At 47.3% G+C, this 17,800-nt stretch carries 14 protein-coding genes and 1 pseudogene; 5 read left to right on the plus strand and 10 right to left on the minus strand.

The genetic code is table 11. The annotated features are described in order from the left end of the window. Positions 1-320 precede the first annotated feature (320 nt). Positions 321-1,136 (minus strand): protein-glutamine gamma-glutamyltransferase, encoded by an 816-nt coding sequence (locus VP98_RS00925; RefSeq protein ID WP_046173448.1) that lies wholly within the window; start codon positions 1,134-1,136, stop codon positions 321-323. Between the two features lie 179 nt (positions 1,137-1,315). Between VP98_RS00925 and VP98_RS00930 the strand changes: the two genes are divergently transcribed. The 3 genes and pseudogenes from VP98_RS00930 to VP98_RS00940 form a co-directional block, all read left to right on the plus strand. Beyond that, complete coding sequence (locus VP98_RS00930; RefSeq protein WP_046173449.1) at positions 1,316-1,495, plus strand: hypothetical protein; 180 nt, start codon at positions 1,316-1,318, stop codon at positions 1,493-1,495. A gap of 366 nt (positions 1,496-1,861) precedes the next feature. Further along, complete coding sequence (locus tag VP98_RS00935) at positions 1,862-2,776, plus strand: class I SAM-dependent methyltransferase (RefSeq protein WP_046173450.1); 915 nt, start codon at positions 1,862-1,864, stop codon at positions 2,774-2,776. Positions 2,777-2,869: 93 nt separating this feature from the next. Continuing rightward, a pseudogene (locus VP98_RS00940) lies at positions 2,870-3,160 on the plus strand (VOC family protein); the annotation flags it as partial. Positions 3,161-3,325: 165 nt separating this feature from the next. On the opposite strand, the gene VP98_RS00945 reads toward VP98_RS00940, so the two are convergent. The 7 genes from VP98_RS00945 to VP98_RS00975 form a co-directional block, all read right to left on the minus strand. After that, positions 3,326-4,633, minus strand: a complete 1,308-nt coding sequence (locus VP98_RS00945) for an MFS transporter (protein WP_046173451.1) — start codon at positions 4,631-4,633, stop codon at positions 3,326-3,328. 316 nt (positions 4,634-4,949) lie between these two features. Further along, positions 4,950-6,593 carry a response regulator transcription factor gene (locus VP98_RS00950; RefSeq protein WP_046173452.1) on the minus strand — a complete coding sequence of 548 codons (1,644 nt, stop codon included), beginning with the start codon at positions 6,591-6,593 and terminating at the stop codon, positions 4,950-4,952. Continuing rightward, positions 6,590-8,431, minus strand: a complete 1,842-nt coding sequence (locus tag VP98_RS00955) for a cache domain-containing sensor histidine kinase (RefSeq protein WP_046173453.1) — start codon at positions 8,429-8,431, stop codon at positions 6,590-6,592. Before VP98_RS00955 ends, VP98_RS00950 begins: the two co-directional genes overlap by 4 nt. Beyond that, positions 8,421-9,407 (minus strand): autoinducer 2 ABC transporter substrate-binding protein, encoded by a 987-nt coding sequence (locus VP98_RS00960; protein ID WP_231584091.1) that lies wholly within the window; start codon positions 9,405-9,407, stop codon positions 8,421-8,423. The genes VP98_RS00955 and VP98_RS00960 overlap by 11 nt, the downstream gene beginning before the upstream one ends. A gap of 379 nt (positions 9,408-9,786) precedes the next feature. After that, positions 9,787-13,542: an alpha-L-arabinofuranosidase C-terminal domain-containing protein gene (locus VP98_RS00965; protein ID WP_046173455.1), complete on the minus strand. Its 3,756-nt coding sequence runs from the start codon at positions 13,540-13,542 to the stop codon at positions 9,787-9,789. Between the two features lie 478 nt (positions 13,543-14,020). Then, a complete protein-coding gene (locus VP98_RS00970) occupies positions 14,021-14,425 on the minus strand; it encodes an anti-sigma regulatory factor (RefSeq protein WP_046173456.1) in 405 nt (134 codons plus the stop codon). Between the two features lie 151 nt (positions 14,426-14,576). After that, positions 14,577-15,275, minus strand: a complete 699-nt coding sequence (locus VP98_RS00975; protein ID WP_046173457.1) for a Na-translocating system protein MpsC family protein — start codon at positions 15,273-15,275, stop codon at positions 14,577-14,579. A gap of 317 nt (positions 15,276-15,592) precedes the next feature. Here VP98_RS00975 and VP98_RS00980 point away from each other — a divergent pair, with 317 nt between their 5' ends. Both VP98_RS00980 and VP98_RS18695 read left to right on the plus strand, forming a co-directional pair. After that, positions 15,593-16,288, plus strand: coding sequence for a Na-translocating system protein MpsC family protein (locus tag VP98_RS00980; protein ID WP_046173458.1), 696 nt, complete (start codon positions 15,593-15,595; stop codon positions 16,286-16,288). A 178-nt stretch (positions 16,289-16,466) separates the two neighbouring features. Further along, positions 16,467-16,640 carry a hypothetical protein gene (locus VP98_RS18695; RefSeq protein WP_156151274.1) on the plus strand — a complete coding sequence of 58 codons (174 nt, stop codon included), beginning with the start codon at positions 16,467-16,469 and terminating at the stop codon, positions 16,638-16,640. Between the two features lie 274 nt (positions 16,641-16,914). On the opposite strand, the gene VP98_RS00985 is transcribed toward VP98_RS18695, so the two are convergent. Then, on the minus strand, positions 16,915-17,256 hold the full coding sequence (locus VP98_RS00985) for a DUF1048 domain-containing protein (RefSeq protein ID WP_046173459.1): 342 nt from the start codon (positions 17,254-17,256) through the stop codon (positions 16,915-16,917). After that, positions 17,256-17,597: a PadR family transcriptional regulator gene (locus VP98_RS00990; RefSeq protein ID WP_046173460.1), complete on the minus strand. Its 342-nt coding sequence runs from the start codon at positions 17,595-17,597 to the stop codon at positions 17,256-17,258. Before VP98_RS00990 ends, VP98_RS00985 begins: the two co-directional genes overlap by 1 nt. Positions 17,598-17,800: the final 203 nt, after the last annotated feature.

Consider the following 17,800-nt stretch of genomic DNA (forward strand, 5'->3'; position numbering starts at 1 on the left):
ATGGAACGGATTGTCAATAAATGTTTGGAAAAACGATCAATTTCCCACCTGGCTAACCGAGAAAAATAGGCAAGCCAGATCATACATAAACCTGTAAACAGGGATTTCTGGAACCTTCACAAAAAAAAGAGCGAAACACCTAGTATGAAGGTTTTCCACTTTTTCTTATATCCGGCAAGCGGCACTCTTTCTATTTACTCTATCCATCGATCAAGGTGCCGGAGCTGTTTTCTCAAACATTTTTTAAAAAAACAATGCCGCCCTGCTTCGAGAAAGGACGACATTGTTTTATATCTCGTATACACTTTCTGAGCTTGCGATTACAAATACGATAAATACTGATCAAATGAAATGGAATTTCTGCCATGCAATACAGCTGCACGCCCCGAATAAGCAGTATACGCCGCCGGAAGCTTCGCCAGGCGGCTAAACGACGGCCTCGTGACGAAATTGGACAGGTATGCTGACTGAACGGCTTCCGCCGCCCTCACCTGATTCAGTATCTCAATCATTTGCTCAGCCGTTTTGATTCCGATTCCGTGGCCAAAATACGTGCCGTCTTCCAGTACGACGGCATTTTCTCCTCTCCAGTGCGGGGTTTCCGGATCAACGTCAGGATTATGAAAATACACCACATCACCGGGCAAGGAATGCCGTGTGTACTCTTTCTTAATTCCAAGATCCCGGTCCGCATGCCAGCTGTACAGGTAAAGATTTTGAAAAAACTGATTAAAAAAGGTTTCACCCATAAGATTTAAAACAGCATAGTAATAAACAATGATCATGGCCGTTGCACACTCAAATGCATACAGCGAACTGTTCAGGTAGATATCTTCAATTGCATCCGCCGGCTTTGCATCGCGTTCCAGGCGGAAGCCGCCGCTTTCTGTCAGGTCCCAGTACCGGGGATTGCACCGCGAGTTTTCAAATATGGCGAACCGGGCATTGCCTGCGTTCATGGCTCTTGCGCTTCCTACAATATGTTTTCGCAGTGCCACCTCAAATGCTGCTTCATCAACAGACTGATACGGATAAATGGCCGGGCTGTCATTCATCTGCTGCAAAATGATGCTTTCCACACGGTCAGACGGCCGCACATCCCCCTGCTGAAAAGGCCTTCCTGAAATCTGGATCATACGCTGTCCCTCTTTCCCGGTTCATCAGGTTGTCATTCACATTAGTATCCAGCATATTCAAGCACCGGGGAAGGGTGCGCTTTGCAAAAAATAAGGGGAACCTGCGTTTTGTTTCTGGCAGACAAACGAAATTATGTTTGGTATACTAAAAATGAATGTGGAAAAAGCAGGAGAGTATGATGAAAAAAAGAAGAAAAAAGAAAAAACCCGCTCCCTTCTGCCTGTACGCGATGGCGGTCACTGTCTCGGTCGTCGGCAGCAAGCTCGTGTTTGAAAATTTTACAGAGGTGCGGGATTTGGTGTTTGTTATCTCGGCAACGCTGTTTGCCGTTCATTTTTCAATCAAAATGGCAGATTGATTCTGAATCACATTTCAGTCCTCTTTTTGCAAAAGAGGGCTTCAGGCTGTTGACAAACGCCCGCTTTCGGCGTCACTTGCCTGCTGTGAATGCTCATGACCCCCAAAAGGTCACTCCGCTTCCCAACCGGCCGCGTTCCTTGAAAAACAGACGCTTTCAATGAGCCTGAGTTCTAACTTTGTTTACACTCTTCCTCCCTCTTTTTGCAAAAGAGGGCTTTTCTTACAGGAATGCAAAAAAACCAGGTAATTAAGTATTTATTTTTGACAAAAAAATTTATTTATGCTATAATTTACAATTAAAATATTTTCGTATACAATAAGATTCTCCTGGCCAGGGGAATCTTTTTTATTACGGAGGACGATGATGAAGCAAAATAAAGCGAGTGTGACTTCCTTACTGTCCGCTTTTGGACGGGCCCATCACAGCCGGTACGACACACCTGTTGTGTTCGATGATTTTCTGGCAGAAGAACTGATGTCTCCAAAAGAGTTTTCGGATATCCGTGAAAACCTGATTCAGGGAGCGGCGTTTTTCAACAAAGAAGCGGCACAGCGTCTTCACGATCAGCCGGAAGAGCTGGTAAAATGGATCACACAAATTCAGCTGTCCCCCACACCCCTGGCACGCGCCGCCTACTCTGAAGATGTCCTGCTGCATGAAATAACGCTCGGGGCAGCCCAGTATGTTATTCTTGGGGCCGGCCTGGACACGTTTTGCTGGCGGCATCCCGACTTAGCGGGCCGCTTAGAAATCTTTGAAATCGATTACCCGGCAACACAGGAATTCAAAAAAGAAAAGCTTGCGCATGCCGGGCTTGAGATTCCAGACTGCCTTCACTTTGTACCGATGGATTTTACCAGAACGTTTTCTTATGAGCCGCTTCAGGCGGAAGGGTTTGCGGATACAAAAACGTTTTTCAGCCTGCTCGGTGTTTTGTATTACTTAACGAAAGAGGAAACCGCGAGCCTCATCCGCCATTTATTCGTAAACGTCCCGTCCGGCAGCTCAATTGTTTTTGATTATGCAGACGAGCGCCTTTTTGACGAAAAAGGGCTGTTCAGCCGGGTGGAAAACATGGTGAAGCTTGCCGAAGCCGGCGGAGAACCGATGAAATCCTGCTTTTCTTATGCTGAGCTCGAAACAATGCTGGAAGAAGCGGGTCTCCTGATCTATGAACATCTGCCGCCCGCCGCGATTCAGGACCGTTTCTTTTCCAGCCGGACAGATCATTTAATGGCTTTTGAAACCATTCATTATGTACATGCCGTCAAAAAATAAGCTTCTGCCCGTCCTGCCGCTCAATTCACAGCGCAATTGAGCGGTTTTTCACCAAAAAACATTCCTTACTAAAAAAATCCTTCCTATGATAGGAAGGACCATCAAAAAGCAAGAACGTTTTGGTCAGAAAAAGCAGGGTTTGAGGTGGTTGCTGACCGTCCAATGGGGCCCTGTTCCTTCTGGCTTGAAGCAGCGCCAAAGGGAGCGCAAAGCCATTTAGTCATTTACCCCAAAGCAATGCTAAAAGGCTCGGAAAATATGAAAGCATCTATCGTTTTCCAGGGCGATGATGTCAGGAGTACATATGAAAAACTGAAAGCCAACGGTGTTGAATTCCCCGGAGAACCACAGGAAATGCAGCGGGGTACGTTTGTTCAGTTTTAAGATGAAGACGGAAATGAGTTTTTATTAAAACAATAAATCTGTTTTGCAGGTTCTAAAAACTTACGAACCTGCATTTTTATTTTTGCTTCCGCCAGACTGCCCGGGTCCGTATCAGCTTTACTCACACAAAAAATTCAGCTGCCGCAGCAGCTGAATGTTGTTTTTTTATCCAAGTTTTCCCTGCACTGCTTTTGATGTACCAAAGCGTTCTTCTTCAATTTGCTCCAGTGTTTTTCCGTTTGTGTTTGGAGCAAGAAGCAGGCCGATTACGCAGTGGACAGCCAGGAAGATAAGCATCACGATGCCCGCCGCTTTAAAGCCCAGCGTATTCATCACCGTCGGCAGAACAAAAGACCAGATGGCGATGCCGAACCGTACAAGGAAGAACATAATTCCCTGCGCACCGGCGCGGTATCTTGTCGGGAACAGCTCACTTGCCCATAAGCCGTAAAATGCCTGGGCACCAAAGCCCGCTGCACTTCCCCACAGGATAACGAAAGCGAAAAGCGAGAACCAGTTCATTCCTGTAAAGGTAAGAATCAGCCAGGCTGCGATTCCCATGACAGCACCAATTCCAAACAAGGAGCGCCGGCTGAATTTGTCACCGAGCTTCATAAAAACAAAATACGTTGTGGCCACGGTTAAGCTCCAGAGAAGAACCTGAAGCAGGTTGGCCTGTGTGCCCGTTAAACCGCCGACATTTTGATAAATGTACGGCATAAAGTAACCCATCGCCCCGGCAGTTAAATTCCAGAACAAATAAATGCCAATTAACAGAAACAATGCTTCGCGGTTCGGCTTTAAGCTGAACAGCTCTTTGAGTACCCCTTTATTTTTCGTATTGAGGGCTCCTTCCTTCGCCTCCCGCTCTTTTCCTTCTTTCCAAATAGCGGATTCTGACAAGCCCTGGCGGATGTACCACGTAATAAAGGCGATGACCAGCAGGTGAAGGAAAATAATCCGGCTTCCTAACAAGCCCAGCGGCGCAAGCAGAACGGCCAGCAAAAAGGTAATAGCCGGTCCGGTTGACCAGGCCAGCTGTGCCATCCCGACATGGGCTGCCCGTTTATCGGCAGGCGCTTCTTCAGCGATGTATGTCCAGGATGCCGGTACGCCGGCGCCCACGGCAATCCCTGTAATGATCGTCCCGATTAAAAGCATTGGGAAGTTGACGGAAAGAGCAATCAATAAAACCCCGGCCATATAAAGGAGCAGGTCATAGGTGTAAATAAATTTCCGGCCATATTTGTCACACAAATAGCCGCCGAACAAAGCCCCGACTGCCGCCCCAAAAGCATTGGCGCTTAACGCGCTGAGCAGGCCGACCATAATGCTGTCTAAATGCAGGTAAGCTTCCCACATGCTCAGGCTGCTTGCTGCGGCGATAATGGAGCCTGCTTCAATATAGTTCGCCATCGCAACCGAAATGGTCGCTTTCCAGCCAGTCGTTTTTTTAGAACCGATCTTAGCCATTTCAAAACCTCCTACATGATTTTGCCTGAAGAACTTTTCGGGTTCACCGGCAAGCGTTTTCATTTGCGCGAAAATTCAGTTGCAGACAGCCGGCGCATCCTGGCCGCTTCACGCTGCAATGAACTTCCTGATAGCTAAACTATAGCGCAGTGAAACGCTTACTTACAGGAGACAAAATTCAGATAGGGGTGATAATATTCAGAGAATGAAAGGGCATACAATCAAAACCGTCAATTACAAAAGCAGCTCCTTCAGGCAAGCCGGTAAAACGGCGGACGGATGTTGTAAAAAGAACAAACCGCTCCAGCTGCTTTTTTTAACGCCCGCTTTTTTCACCGGCCGGTTTAAAATGCTGTTCACGGAACTGGGAAGGCGTCTGCCCGGCCCACTGTTTAAACAGCCGGCTGAAGTATTTGGTATCCTGGTAGCCGACGGCCGAAGCAATGTCATACACTTTTTCATCTGTTGTTTCCAACAGCTCCTTCGCTTTTTCAAGCCTTGCCGCCGTTACATAGTCTAAAATGGTTTCGCCGGTCTGATTTTTAAAATAATCGCAGAAGTAGTTCGGATTCATATACACCTGCCGGGCAATTTTTTTAATGGTAATGTTCTCACTCAGATGCTGCTTGATCCACTCTTTTGCAATTTGAACAGGGTTCGGCTGCCCGCCTGCATACTCCATTTTCTCCATAACCTGCAAAATCCATCGCTTTACCTCCTCCTTCAGCTGAGTGAAGTTTGCGACCTGCTTTGTAATCTGCAGGGCACCTGTGAGCAAATCGGGGTCTTCGCGGTACCCGTTGTTTTCAATCCAGCAGTTGACGATTCCGACCAGCATATAATACACCGCCTCATTTACCATAAGCGGTGAGGAAAGGGTTTCGACTTCGCGAAAAAATCCGTTTAATGCAGACAGCAGCTCTTCTTCCTTCCCCTGTTCAAACGAATAAACAGCCTGCTCTGTATGTTTTAAGATGGCAGGCGAAATTCCTTTGGATTCCTGTGCCTTCATGCCTTCAGCCAGATCAGCCTGAAACACCCGGTTTCCTCCCTGAATCATCCGGAACTGGAGCAGCGCCAGCAGCTCGTTTTTCCTGCTGCCAAACGAAGCAAGATCATAAAATTCACGCCCCGCGGCAATCGAAGCCGTAAAAGGAGTGCGTTTTTGAATGGATACTCTCAATTTCTCCGCGAATTTCCCGGTTTCCGCCAGAGACCCGGGATCAGCTGCATTCAGCAGCATCCAGTAATTCAGCCGGCTGCCCCGCCACTGCCAGCCCGTTATCTTTTGGGCATGAAGATGATCCCCGGCAGCTTCTTCTAAAAGAACCTCGACAGCCTGAGACCATTTATGCCAGTCCTCGGTCAAAAACTCTTTCGTTTTTGAAAAAACCTGGTCGATGCTGACATGAAGCAATTGATAGCAGCCGCCCGGAAACTGCCGGGTCCAGTCAAGATACGCAATGTCCCGTTCTTCATTCCAGGTGATTTCACTCAACAGCTGAAGCTGCTTTGTATGCTCAAGCTGCGATGCTTTTTCCTGTACGGCCTGCCATTCCTGTTTTTCTTCATGGATCTTTTCAATCTTCTGCTTTACCTCATTCATCTGCACCGCGAACTGTTCCTTGTCAACCGGCTTTAAAAGATAATTGGCCGCACCGTCCCGGATAGCGGCCTGCAGGTACTCAAAATCATCATAGCCGCTGATGAATATCGTTAAAAACGACAAATGGCTTTTCAGCTTTTTATTTAACGACAGGCCGTCCATCTCCGGCATCCGGATATCTGAAATCAACAGATCAAAAGAAAGGGATTCATTCAATACCGCTTCGTATACCTCTAAACCGTCAGAAAAGGTGCCGGCGATTTCCCATTCCTCTCCGAGCGCCCGGACCATCCGCTCAATTCCCCGGCGGATTCTGCCTTCATCATCCACAATAACCGTTTTGATTTGTGTCATTTTCCTTCACCATCCTCCTGTGTATCCGAATAGCCTGCTGCTTCATTTTTTGAAATGGCCGGAATTTGGATCGTAATCTCCGTCCCTTTTTCCGCAAAGCTTTCCACTTGTAATTCATACCGGCTTCCAAACATGAGCATCACCCGGGCATGAACATTTAAAATACCGAAACCCGAATCTCTTTTTCCCATCGGGTCGGACTGCAATTTCGCCTTCAGCTCTTCCAGCGTTTCCTCCTCTATGCCCGGGCCGTTATCGCGGATTGTAAATACAATATCTTTTTCCCCCCGGGCATTGAGCATTTCTTCCACCCAGATTTCAATATGCAGCCCTTTTCGCTTTTCCAGCCCGTATTTAATCGAGTTCTCGACAATCGGCTGCAAAATAAATTTGGGCACAGCATACACATCGGCATCTGCTTCTGTTTGAACCAGGTACGTCAGCCTTTCTTCAAACCGGTATTTTTGAATTTTTAAATAGTCTTCGATATGAGCGGTTTCCTGCGAGATCGGCACCAGCCGGTCTTTATTGCTCAGCGAGTACCGCAGCATCCGCCCAAGAAGCGTGACCATTTCGATGACCGTATCTGATTCGCCGTCTTCCACTGCCATATTAATCGTCTGCAGTGTATTGTACATAAAATGCGGATTGATTTGCGACTGCAGAGCATACAGTTCAGCGTTTTTCTGGCGGAGCTCGGTCGTATAATTTTTTTCAATCAATTCTCTGATTTCCGCAAGCATGGAATCAAAGCTCTGAGCCAGGGCACCCACCTCATCCTGTGCCTGTATCGGGATGGAGACATTCCAATTGCCCTCCTCCACCTCCTGCATGGCCCGGCCAAGCCGTTTGATCGGCTTGGTGACCGACCAGGCAAGAAATACCGAAATCAGCGTTGTAATGGCGACAAGCGTCAAAAAAGTGAAAATGGTGGCATTTCGGACAACATCCGTCCCCACTGTCAGGTCTTTTAAAGGAATCCGGTGAACCAGAATCCAGTTATGGCGGGCGGATTGATTCACACTGATCAGCGTTCTTCCCCCATCTTCTCTTGCCTGGAAGCTTCCGTTCAGCAGCGGGTACTCTCTTATTTCGCTGGAAAGGGTGCCGATTTCTCCGGCATCCGTATGAAAAATCACCTGCCCGCCTTTGTCCATCACCCACATAGCCGCATTTTCGTTTTCCTCTACGTCGTATAATACTTCTTCAATAAAAGCTAAATTAACAGCTAAAAAAATTGTGCCGAGCGTCTTCCGGTTGTCAACGTCTGTGACCTGCTTCTTCAGCAGCAAATATGGAGGACCGCCTTCAAACTCCAGGCCTGTCTGTCCGGGAAACATAAATTCAACTTTCTCGCCCGGTGCCGGTTTTTCCGAAGGCGGCAGAAGCCAATTTTCCGGCTTGAAGCCCTCGTAAGGAATGCGTGTACTGATAAAAGCACGGTCTTCAGTTACCAAAAACGCTCCTAAAATTTCCGAGCTGTTATCCAGATACATGTTTGTTAAAAAGCTTTCTACGACAAACTGTTCCTGATAGGATTGAGATTGGGTTTTAAGGCTGCTGTCCCGCAGGATGGACATAACGTCACTGGAGCCGTAAATGGAGTCCGGCAGCTTTTCCAATTCACTCAGGTTGTTTTCAATGTTGCTGTTCGCCTGCTTTAACAGCTTCGGAATGTACTCCCCCACTTTTTCCTCCATCGATTTAGTATATTCATAATAGGCGAGCATCCCCAATAATCCCATCGGAATAACGGTTAACAGGATATAGGTGACAATCAGCTTCGTTGACAGCCGGGAGTTTTTTAAGGTTATGTTTTCGAGAAGCTTAGAAATCATATTGATTGATATTCTCCCTTGTAAAATCAATGGGCAGGCCCATGATGACTGTATCACCTTTTACTTTGATATTGCCGACTTTCCCGACATGCTGCCCGTCCTTCAGTGTGCTGCCATCAAGCAATTGTTCCGCCAGGCTGACCGTTAAATAGCCGAGTTTTTTAGGGCTCCATAATGTAACCACCCTGGCCGAGCCTTCTTTTATATACTCCCTCATTAAATTAGGGGTAGAAAGCCCGGTGACGGCAACAGCGCCGGCTTTGCCCGCATCACGTGCTGCTTCGACAGCCGCCGGCGGCCCGACCGATGAACTGCCCAGTATGCCTTTTAAACGGGGATGGTCCCGCAGCAGCTTTTTCGCAGCCAGGTATGATTTTTGAGGATTGTCCTCTGTCTCCACTGCTTCAACGAGCTTCATGCCCGGATACGCTTTTTTCTGCTGCTTCACGATGTAATCCATCCATTCAGATACATTGGCCGCTTCATGAGAACCGGTCATGATGGCATACTCCCCTTCCTCCCCCATTTCGGAAGCCAGATTGTCCATTACATGCCGGCCCAGGTTTTCAGGGTCAACCATATTGATAAAGAGCTCTCTATAGCCAGCGTTCGTATCGGAATCCCACGTCATCACTTTAATCCCTTTTTCCTCTGCTTTTTGCAGCACCGGCCCCAGTTTCTCTGGATCGTTGGCAGAAACAGCAATAAGATCAACTTCTTTTTGAATAAAACTCTCGATGATCGTACTTTGCTGCTTCCAATCCGCAGCAGGCGGCCCTTCAAAGAGAACGTTTACATTCAAATCTTCTCCTGCTTCACGGGCTCCCTCTTCTGCCGCCTCAAAATAAGAAATCCCTTCAACTTTCGGAATGACTGCAATCGTATACATTTCACCGCTTATCTGCCCGCTTTCCTGCTTTTTCGTCTGTTCGCCGTTATAAATCACCCGGTATTTTCCTGTATTGGCAGAATCCAACGTGCATCCGCTTACAAGCATCAGCAGAAAAAAACAGGCGGCCGCTCTTAATAATCTCTTTATGTTCAACACCTCGCGAAAAAAACGTCTTTAAGAAAGCTAGTGGAGAAACCGTCCTCTCCAGCTGCTTTACTATTATTATAGCATATCGGTTTTTAACGCTCCGGCACTTCTGGGAGCTGGTTTGCCCGCTGTAATGGCCGGTATTTTGTATTTCGGGGCGGTTTCCTATGAGCTGCGGGCGGTATTTGTTTTTACCGGCCCAACGCGAGGAAATACCGCCCCAAATTTGACAATTCCGCCTCAAGAGCCATAGGCTTTTATTCCCTTAAACAGTAAGCAAAAACAGGAATGCGGCTATATCCGCATTCCTGCTTTATCATTTTCTGTTTAGTACAAGAACCGTTACGGAGCTGGCAGGCAGTGTGACAACCGTACCATTGTGATCGAGCCCAATTTCCGTTTCGGATGGAGTGATCTGCTCGGCGTTTCTTTTGTTGACGTTCGGTGTATGAAGGAGTGATTCATCTCCGGTAACGGTGATCATCCGGCCCGCTTCCTGAACATCGAGACCGTTCAGCGCGAGACTCGTTGTTTTTTCAAACGGATCGGCGTTGACGAGCTTCACATACACCCGGTTTTCGTCTTTTGTTACCGAGTGGAACAGGTCGCGGTTGTACGCTTCCAGCTTGTAGTCCAGCACCTTGCTGGCAAATGCGCCGTCTGTGTAAGAGCAGATGAGGCGGTCTCCTGTTTCGCCGCCGTAATTTACAGTAATCGTATACAGTGTTTCTTCCGCCAGCTCTTCATAGCAGCTCGCCCGCAGGTTGCCGGCAGCTGTGCTGGAGGAATAGTCGCCCAGCGTGTACGCCTCGATGCCCTGCTTGTACACCTTCACGCCGGTCGCATTTCCGTTATAGCCGATGGCATACTCAAGCACGTCTTTTTTCTCCGGCGAAATATCGGTCAGGCCTGCCCCGACGTAAAAGCCGTCGCTGCCCGCTGCTTTTGACGCCTGCACTTCAACCTTATAGCTGGTCCAGCTGTCATTCATCATATATAAGCCGTTTAACCCGCTGTTCTGCGCATGCAGGACAAGGCCTTTTTCGGGATCAGCCGTGTACCCGACCGAGCCCGGGATCGGCTTCCAGGCCGCATCCAGCCCTTTCGTGAAATCCTGGTCGAGCAGCACTTCGCCTGTTACATTATCGGTTACCTTCACATGCTTCACCTGGATTTCGGCCTGGCCTGTCGCAATCTCAATTCCGCCTTTTGGCGCGAGCTCGGCCAGCTTTCCATTCCGGTATGTTGAAAAGGACGTGCCGAGCAGCTTTGTGCCCAGGTATTTTCCAAACAGCTGCTGAACATAGTAATTCGGCGTAAACCAGACTGCTTCATCGTCAAACCAGATTAAATCCGGTGTCCACCGGTACGTTCCATCCGTCAGCACCTTGTTAAATAATGGCGCGTAGGCAGCCAGCCGCACCACGTCGGCATTGTTTTCAAAGCCGGTCATAAGCGCCGCTTCCGCAATAGCGCCGGCCAGTGTGTTTTTGTCCGTAGACGCAAATTCGCCAACGAATACCTTGGAGGTTTCCGCTTCATTCAAGCTGCCGTCCGGCTGGTACGCCCGGTAATAATAGTTGTACCGGTCCGCGTTGTGTAAGAGGTAGTCATTGGAGCGGTAATAATGCTCATCGGCAATGGTGTCCATGTAGTTCGGCTGTTTTTCGTACCAGGTCACATTTTCCTCGATCACCGTTTTGCCATCCGTAAAGCTCACCGCCGCGCCTTCAGATAAATTCCCGCTTAAAAACTTCCAGCCTTCCTGGTACGCGTCATCATCCGCCTGCGCCCCGACCGTTGAAATAATGTGCAGCTCATGGCCCGGATAATGGCGGCCCATGTATTCATCAATGGCAGCTTTAAAGTATTCAAAATTCGTGAAAAATTCCTCGCCCCAGTTTTCGTTTCCTACCCCGAGGTAATGGAGATCGAACGGCGCTTCATGGCCCATTTCCCTGCGCAGGGCAGCCCATTCATTGCCTTCAAAGTCGGTGCTGATCGCAAAATCAATTAAATCGGTAAAGCTTTTAACAAACTGGTCCCGCAAATCTCCGCCCGCCGGGTGAACATAATTCGAACGGGCCTGGCAGAGCACACCGCATGCCATAACAGGAAGAGGCGCCGCATTCAAATCCTCGGCCAATTGGAAATACTCCATGTAGCCCAGACCCATCGTCATCATGTAGCCCCATACATTAAAGTTTTCCTTCCGCCGTTCAACCGTCCCTACCGAGTCTTTCCATTCGTATACGTTTTCCCAGATGTAGGAGCCTTCTGAAATACAGCCGCCCGGGAAACGCAGGAAGGTCGGATGCAGGTCAACGAGCGCATTCACGAGATCCTTCCGCAGGCGGTAGTTCGGGTTCCCTCTGTAGTTGGCATGAGCGGTTTTCGACCGTTCTTCTTCCTCCGCGCCCCAGACATCCCGCGGCATTAGCGAAACCATGTCGATGGAAACATCGCCGGTAAACGTTAACGCAAGCTGGCCGAGTCCGGTTTTGGTTCCGGTCAGTACCACCTTCGAATCGACTCCGTACTTTTTCCATGTGCTGCCGCCTTCCACCTGCACCGTAACAGCGCCGCTGGACGGCCCGCCGTCCCCGTCCTGAAGCTCAAGAGTGATGCTTCCCGCGGTTTCCGCTCTGGCCCATACGGTAAAATCATACGAAGCGCCCTCTTTGATAAACATGGCGCAATGGCCGTTTGAATCGGTAAAGCCTTTGTTGATGATCGTGCTGCCGTCCGGTGCCGTAATAAAATGGGAATTCACATCCTGATCAGAAATACCGAAGAATTCATTTAACCCTCCCGTATTATGGACGGTTACGTTTTCCACGTTCCCAAACCAGGCATGAAGCGGTTCATGGTTTCTGCCTGTCGAGCAGCCGCACTCGCCGGAAGCATGGGAATACGTGTCAAAGGCGAATGATTCGAAGGAACGGTTTTGCACAAGCTCCGCATAGATGCCGCCATCCGCCGCGTTGTTAATGTCTTCATAAAACAGGCCGTACATCGTTTCGCTGATATCAGCTTTGTTCCCGCTTCCATCAACCGTCACGAAATGGGAAGGAACGCCCTCCGGAAGAACGGTTACGGTAAAGTGCTTTTCATCCGCTTCTGTTCCCCTCCTTAAAACAGCCGTCAGGGTAACTCCTTTAGGTCCGTCCACTCCCCCCACTGCTCCCGTATCGGACAGGACGGAAGGTTCACTGGATTTCCAGGAAACCGCCACTTTTCCGCCCATAAGCGAAGAAGGCAGTGACAGAGCCTTTGATACAATCGTGGTCGGGGATGATAAGTATTTATCTTTCGCAAGCCCGATAATCTCGGCGTCAGTCAGCGATTCGCACATTACCTCGATCACTTCATCCTGTGTAAGGGCCGCTTTGTAAACGCGGAAGTCGGACAGGGAGCCGTTAAAGTCATCATCCGCTTCATGCTGGGATTTTCCGATATAATTCCGGCTGTAATTGGCTGAATCGGAAAATGTATCAAACCAGCTGCGAAGCCGTTTGTATGTACCGCTCGACGTCTGGCTGATCGAGCCGTCCCCCGCCACTTCACCGTTTACGTAAATAACCGGTCCGGCGCTGCTCAGCGTGCCGCCTTTTGTTCCTGCCACCGACATGGCTACATGAATCCATTCTCCAGAAGAAAACGTCCTCCCGGCATCGGCAGTAAGATCCGAATCCATAAAGCAGACGCCGCGTAAATTCCGCGTTAAAAATACATACGGTCCCCCGGGCCCTTTGCCAAAATCGAAAATTCTTTCCCATACATTTGTGCCTTTTCGCAGGTACACCCATGAACTGACCGTCATTCCAGTATGATCGTTAATATCCGCAAGCAGCCCGGCAGGAAGCGTTACATAGGAAGTGCCGTTTTTCCCGCCAGCAAGCGTCACAGCCGCTCTGCCGCCTACTGTTTTGATTACCGGTTTTTTGCTGCCTTCTGCTGCTGCATCACGGCCGTTTCCCGAGCTGTCTTTTCCGACATAGCCGGGATCATCAAACGAATAACGGGCAGCCATGCGGTCCGTAAATGAAATGTTCCCATCGTTTTGTTTCATAAGAACTCTCCTTTGCCAACACCATTATGTAAGTACAAATTTTTCGTAACTGCGAATGAAGTCTTACAAGCTCGTACGAAAACTTGAATACAAACCAAACATGTACTTATAACTTATTATAATCCTTGTCCGCTTTATTTTCCAAAGAATTTTCATTACTATCTCTCTGTCTCTCCCTTCACTCATAGACAGTTTTTCTTTCCTCTTCATGAAATCCCTCTTCTTGTACGGACATTTCCAATGGCAGCACCTAAACAGACGGGTGATTCCGGCATTGCTTCTCCACTTTCTATATATTATTAAGAAAAAAAGAAAAAGCAGGAATGCTTATTTCGCAGCATTCCTGCTTTTTCTCAATCTGGCAGACAAATTGTTAAATAATTGCCGTGCACACAAACAGGCTGGATTACCGGCTGCCGGGCCATTAAAGGATTAAAAATTGCTATTTACAATCTAAAGGAGCGACGCAGCATTTTTTTTATTTTAGCTGCCATTTTGTAACGGTCACTTTTGTACCCGCATGCCTGCTGGACTCAATTGAGAATTCATCCATTAAAATTTTCACGCCGGGCAGACCTGCCCCGAGGCCGCCCGAAGTCGAATATCCCTGCTCCAATGCTTTTCGGATATCCTCAATTCCCGGACCATTATCCATCGCTGTGATCCTGAGACCCGCCTGGTCTGCTTTTTCAATCGCTTCAAATGTGATATGCCCCGTTCTGGCATAACGATAAATGTTTCTGGCAAGCTCGGAAACGGCAGTCAGAATTCTGGCTTGAGTGAGCGAATGCATATTTAGTATCCGTCCGAATTCCCGGACCATTTTGCGGGCCATGATGATGTCATCTTCTTTTTGAATGTGAATTACTGCCGATTTATCCATTCCTCGTAACCCCTCTTCCTGCCATTTTCATGCAGGCAATTGTATGTTCATTTCAACCGTGAAGATGACTTTTATAATTCCAGAAAATGAAAAAGCCAAAAGAAGGGAAGCTTCCCCTTCTTTTGGCTTATGTCCAGTTCTGTCGCCTGGCTCATTGCTGCCTTCTGCTATTCGGTTTTAAGATAAATAAGAACACACTTTTGTCGAGGTCAAAATCCCATGAAACAAACGTATTTTCCAGTTCAGCATCCAGGTAGGACTGAAGCTGATGTTTGTGCTGCAGGGCCAGTCTTCTTTCGAGGTTGCGTTTGACCAGGGTAAGAATCTCCGGGTACCCCAGCTGGATCATTTCTTTTTCAACGGGTACTAAAATTTTGTGCCGGACGATTACGAGCGTCCTTGGATTAACAAGGCAGGAGTATACCTCTCCGGGAGGCTTTTCCGCTTCCATACTCAGTTTGATAATTTCGTTATGCACCTCTTCCTGATTCTGATAGGAGGCGCGCTCTTGATGGTTATGGGATGCAATGCCGACGAACATTCCTGAATGGCTGTCCAGATTCCAGTCGTAGTAGAATTCTATAATGTCAAACTCTACGTTTATTTTAACGTAGGCTTTGATTTCCTCAATAAGGGCAGGCATAAGCATGTCCCTGATTTTTTCAACATATTTGCTTTGCTCGGTATTCAACAATTTATTTTCCATCGGGGACAGAAAGTTTTTAATATATACGGTGATATAAGGAGGGGAAATGGTGGCAAACACCGCCCCCGGCCCTTTGCCGAAATGGTCTCTCAAAATTTTTCCGATAAAAGATCCCAATTCCTTTTCTTTTCTTTTAATATCCATTCCAGCCATCCTTTTTGAGACACAGGCGTCAAATCCCGAATCCCCGGTCCGAGTGATGTTAAGAATTTCACAACTAAATGTATAAGTATTTATATTATAACGGAAAAGTAAAGGTTTACCTATCTATTTTGAAAAAAAGATGAAATATTCTTTTTATTTTGCCGGCTTTCTTTTTTACATAAACTTTTTTACAGGAGAAAAAGGGGGAATTGAAAATATCAGCACCTTGCCTGTTTCACTTTCTCAAGCAAAATGCTAAAATGATCAAAGGAGAGAGGATAAGATGCTTCTTTCTTTAAAAAAAGGAATCTCGTTATATGGATATTAGAGCGCAGCAGACAAAGATGGCGAACAATTTCGGCAAGCTGCTGCGGGATAAATTTGGCAAAGGCCCGGAAGCAATACATGTGACCATAGCCCAGCCGTATATACTTGTTTATATGAGCGGCTTTATTTCAGCAATGGAAAAGGTGCTTCTTGACCAGGACCAGGATATGACAGTACTGACAACACGGGAATACCTGATGAAATCACTCGACCCCGAAATCCGGGGACAAATCAAAGCAATAACCGATATGGATATTGAGCATGTTTATTATGATTGGAACCTGGCTCATCAAACGGGGGTTTTCGTCGGCGTCAGCCCGGCTATGCCGGATAAGGGCAAAGATGCCAAATCCGAGTATGAAGGAAAAGAAGAAGTACACAAGGAAATCATCAGCATAAGCGAGCAGGCTGAAAAAGCGCCGGACTTTGTGGCCTCTTACATGATCAGTCCCCGCGCATTGATCGTCATCCGCGAGGGAATACTGGTGCCAATTGAAAAACAGCTTATTTCTCTTGGCTTTGATGAAACGCTTCGGATTGCCAAAAGGCAGCTTGAAGGCGGTATGCTCAGCAAAAGCACTCATTTTACTTCAATTTTTAATGCCGACATACAGGATGTTTTCGTTGACTGGAATTTTGAGCTTGATAACAGCGTCATTTCATTTATTTTAAAACCAAAATCATAGGCAGGGCCGTAATGAACCGGACAAACTGTGCCGGACATAAGCCGAAAAGAGCAGGAGATCCTGTTCTTTTCGGCTTTTTCTTTTTTTGGGGCATTAGATTCGAGTAAACACCATATTAATGAGAATGCAGCATCAGGAGAAAACGAACGGGCACATACTAAGCGAAAGGGTTTTGAATATGAAAACGAAAACCGAACTGGCGTTATTTAAGAGGGAGATTCACCGGTTAGAGCAGGAGTATAAAAATTGCGGAAATACCTTTCTTAAAAAGGAAATCAAGGCTGATATCCAGCTGCTTTTGTCTGCTATCAATGAGAGCGGCAGCACGCTTGGAAAGTCAAAGTCCCTTTAATAACCAGCCGTCCCTTTTACCGACGTATAAGGCAGCATATTTCCAGCAAAAGCAGACTTCTGAAAAGAGATGGCCTGTTCATCCTGTTATTTTTCTTTTTTTTGATGTATCCGGCTTAGTGAGATACCGGTTTAATCCCTCTTCTCACTTCTTTAGCTCTGCTGCCCGTTTTCTTAAACATTGGTTTTCAGCCCAATAAAAACAAATAAAAAAGACCGAAAAAAAAATCGGTCTTTTTTGCATGCTTCTTGAAGCAAACACCGGGACTTTATCGTTAGCCGCGGCCAATCGTATCGTTCAGCTTCTTGCGATACTTATCCTTCCAGGTTTTCTCATCCTTCACCAGGTCGTCGCAGAAAGCAGCCACGTCCTCGCCCGTAAGGTCAGTGACTTTCCTGCCTTCCGCTGCTCCTTGCTCGAAGAGGTCGAGAATGCCTTGAAAGATACGGCTGCTGTCCTTCCAGTCGGCGGGGCCTCCGCCAGCAGTCCACATATATTTTTGGATAGCTTTGTAAGCATTGCGGTACTCACCCGGAAGCTCCTTCGCACGCGTCTCCATCGCCTTCCATTCACGCTTGTCATCCAGACTTCCGATCATTTTTTCGATCATACTCATTACGCCTTCTCTCCTTTGAGCTTTTTCGTTTTGAGCTCATTGATTTTGCTTGAGACAAAAACCCATTTTTCCCAAAAAATTTCGAGCTTCTCTTGTCCCTCTGCGTTGAGTGTGTAAAATTTTCTCGGCGGTCCCACAGCGGATGGCTTTTTCTCTATGATTACCAAATTGTTTTTCTCGAGCCGCATAGTAATGGTATAAACGGTACCTTCAACCACATCCGTGAAACCGAGTTCTCGCAGCTGCTGTGTGATTTCATAGCCGTACGTTTCGCCACGGCTAATGATTTCAAGCACACAGCCTTCAAGCACCCCTTTGAGCATTTCCGTAATGTTTTCCAAATATTTTCCTCCATTTGTATTTCACTTATGTTTCCGGTACTTTGCATCACTGGTATTCAGTAATACTTATTACTAGTATATAGTAATACAAAGTAGCGCAGCCTGTCAAGAATGAAAAAGCTATTTTTTCATTGAAAATTTCGTCCGTTAGCTCAATAAGAAAAGAAAATCGTTTCAAGTCTGATTGTTATCGTTCCTGTTCT

The organism is Domibacillus indicus, assembly GCF_000970685.1.
Lineage (GTDB): Bacteria > Bacillota > Bacilli > Bacillales > Domibacillaceae > Domibacillus > Domibacillus indicus.

What these genes read in the sequence shown, in the direction of transcription:
- VP98_RS00925 (WP_046173448.1), bottom strand. Translation starts at nt 1,136, where the DNA reads ATGATCCAGATTTCAGGAAGGCCTTTTCAGCAGGGGGATGTGCGGCCG.
- VP98_RS00930 (WP_046173449.1), top strand. Translation starts at nt 1,316, where the DNA reads ATGAAAAAAAGAAGAAAAAAGAAAAAACCCGCTCCCTTCTGCCTGTAC.
- VP98_RS00935 (WP_046173450.1), top strand. Translation starts at nt 1,862, where the DNA reads ATGAAGCAAAATAAAGCGAGTGTGACTTCCTTACTGTCCGCTTTTGGA.
- VP98_RS00945 (WP_046173451.1), bottom strand. Translation starts at nt 4,633, where the DNA reads ATGGCTAAGATCGGTTCTAAAAAAACGACTGGCTGGAAAGCGACCATT.
- VP98_RS00950 (WP_046173452.1), bottom strand. Translation starts at nt 6,593, where the DNA reads ATGACACAAATCAAAACGGTTATTGTGGATGATGAAGGCAGAATCCGC.
- VP98_RS00955 (WP_046173453.1), bottom strand. Translation starts at nt 8,431, where the DNA reads ATGATTTCTAAGCTTCTCGAAAACATAACCTTAAAAAACTCCCGGCTG.
- VP98_RS00965 (WP_046173455.1), bottom strand. Translation starts at nt 13,542, where the DNA reads ATGAAACAAAACGATGGGAACATTTCATTTACGGACCGCATGGCTGCC.
- VP98_RS00970 (WP_046173456.1), bottom strand. Translation starts at nt 14,425, where the DNA reads ATGGATAAATCGGCAGTAATTCACATTCAAAAAGAAGATGACATCATC.
- VP98_RS00975 (WP_046173457.1), bottom strand. Translation starts at nt 15,275, where the DNA reads ATGGATATTAAAAGAAAAGAAAAGGAATTGGGATCTTTTATCGGAAAA.
- VP98_RS00980 (WP_046173458.1), top strand. Translation starts at nt 15,593, where the DNA reads ATGGATATTAGAGCGCAGCAGACAAAGATGGCGAACAATTTCGGCAAG.
- VP98_RS18695 (WP_156151274.1), top strand. Translation starts at nt 16,467, where the DNA reads ATGAAAACGAAAACCGAACTGGCGTTATTTAAGAGGGAGATTCACCGG.
- VP98_RS00985 (WP_046173459.1), bottom strand. Translation starts at nt 17,256, where the DNA reads ATGAGTATGATCGAAAAAATGATCGGAAGTCTGGATGACAAGCGTGAA.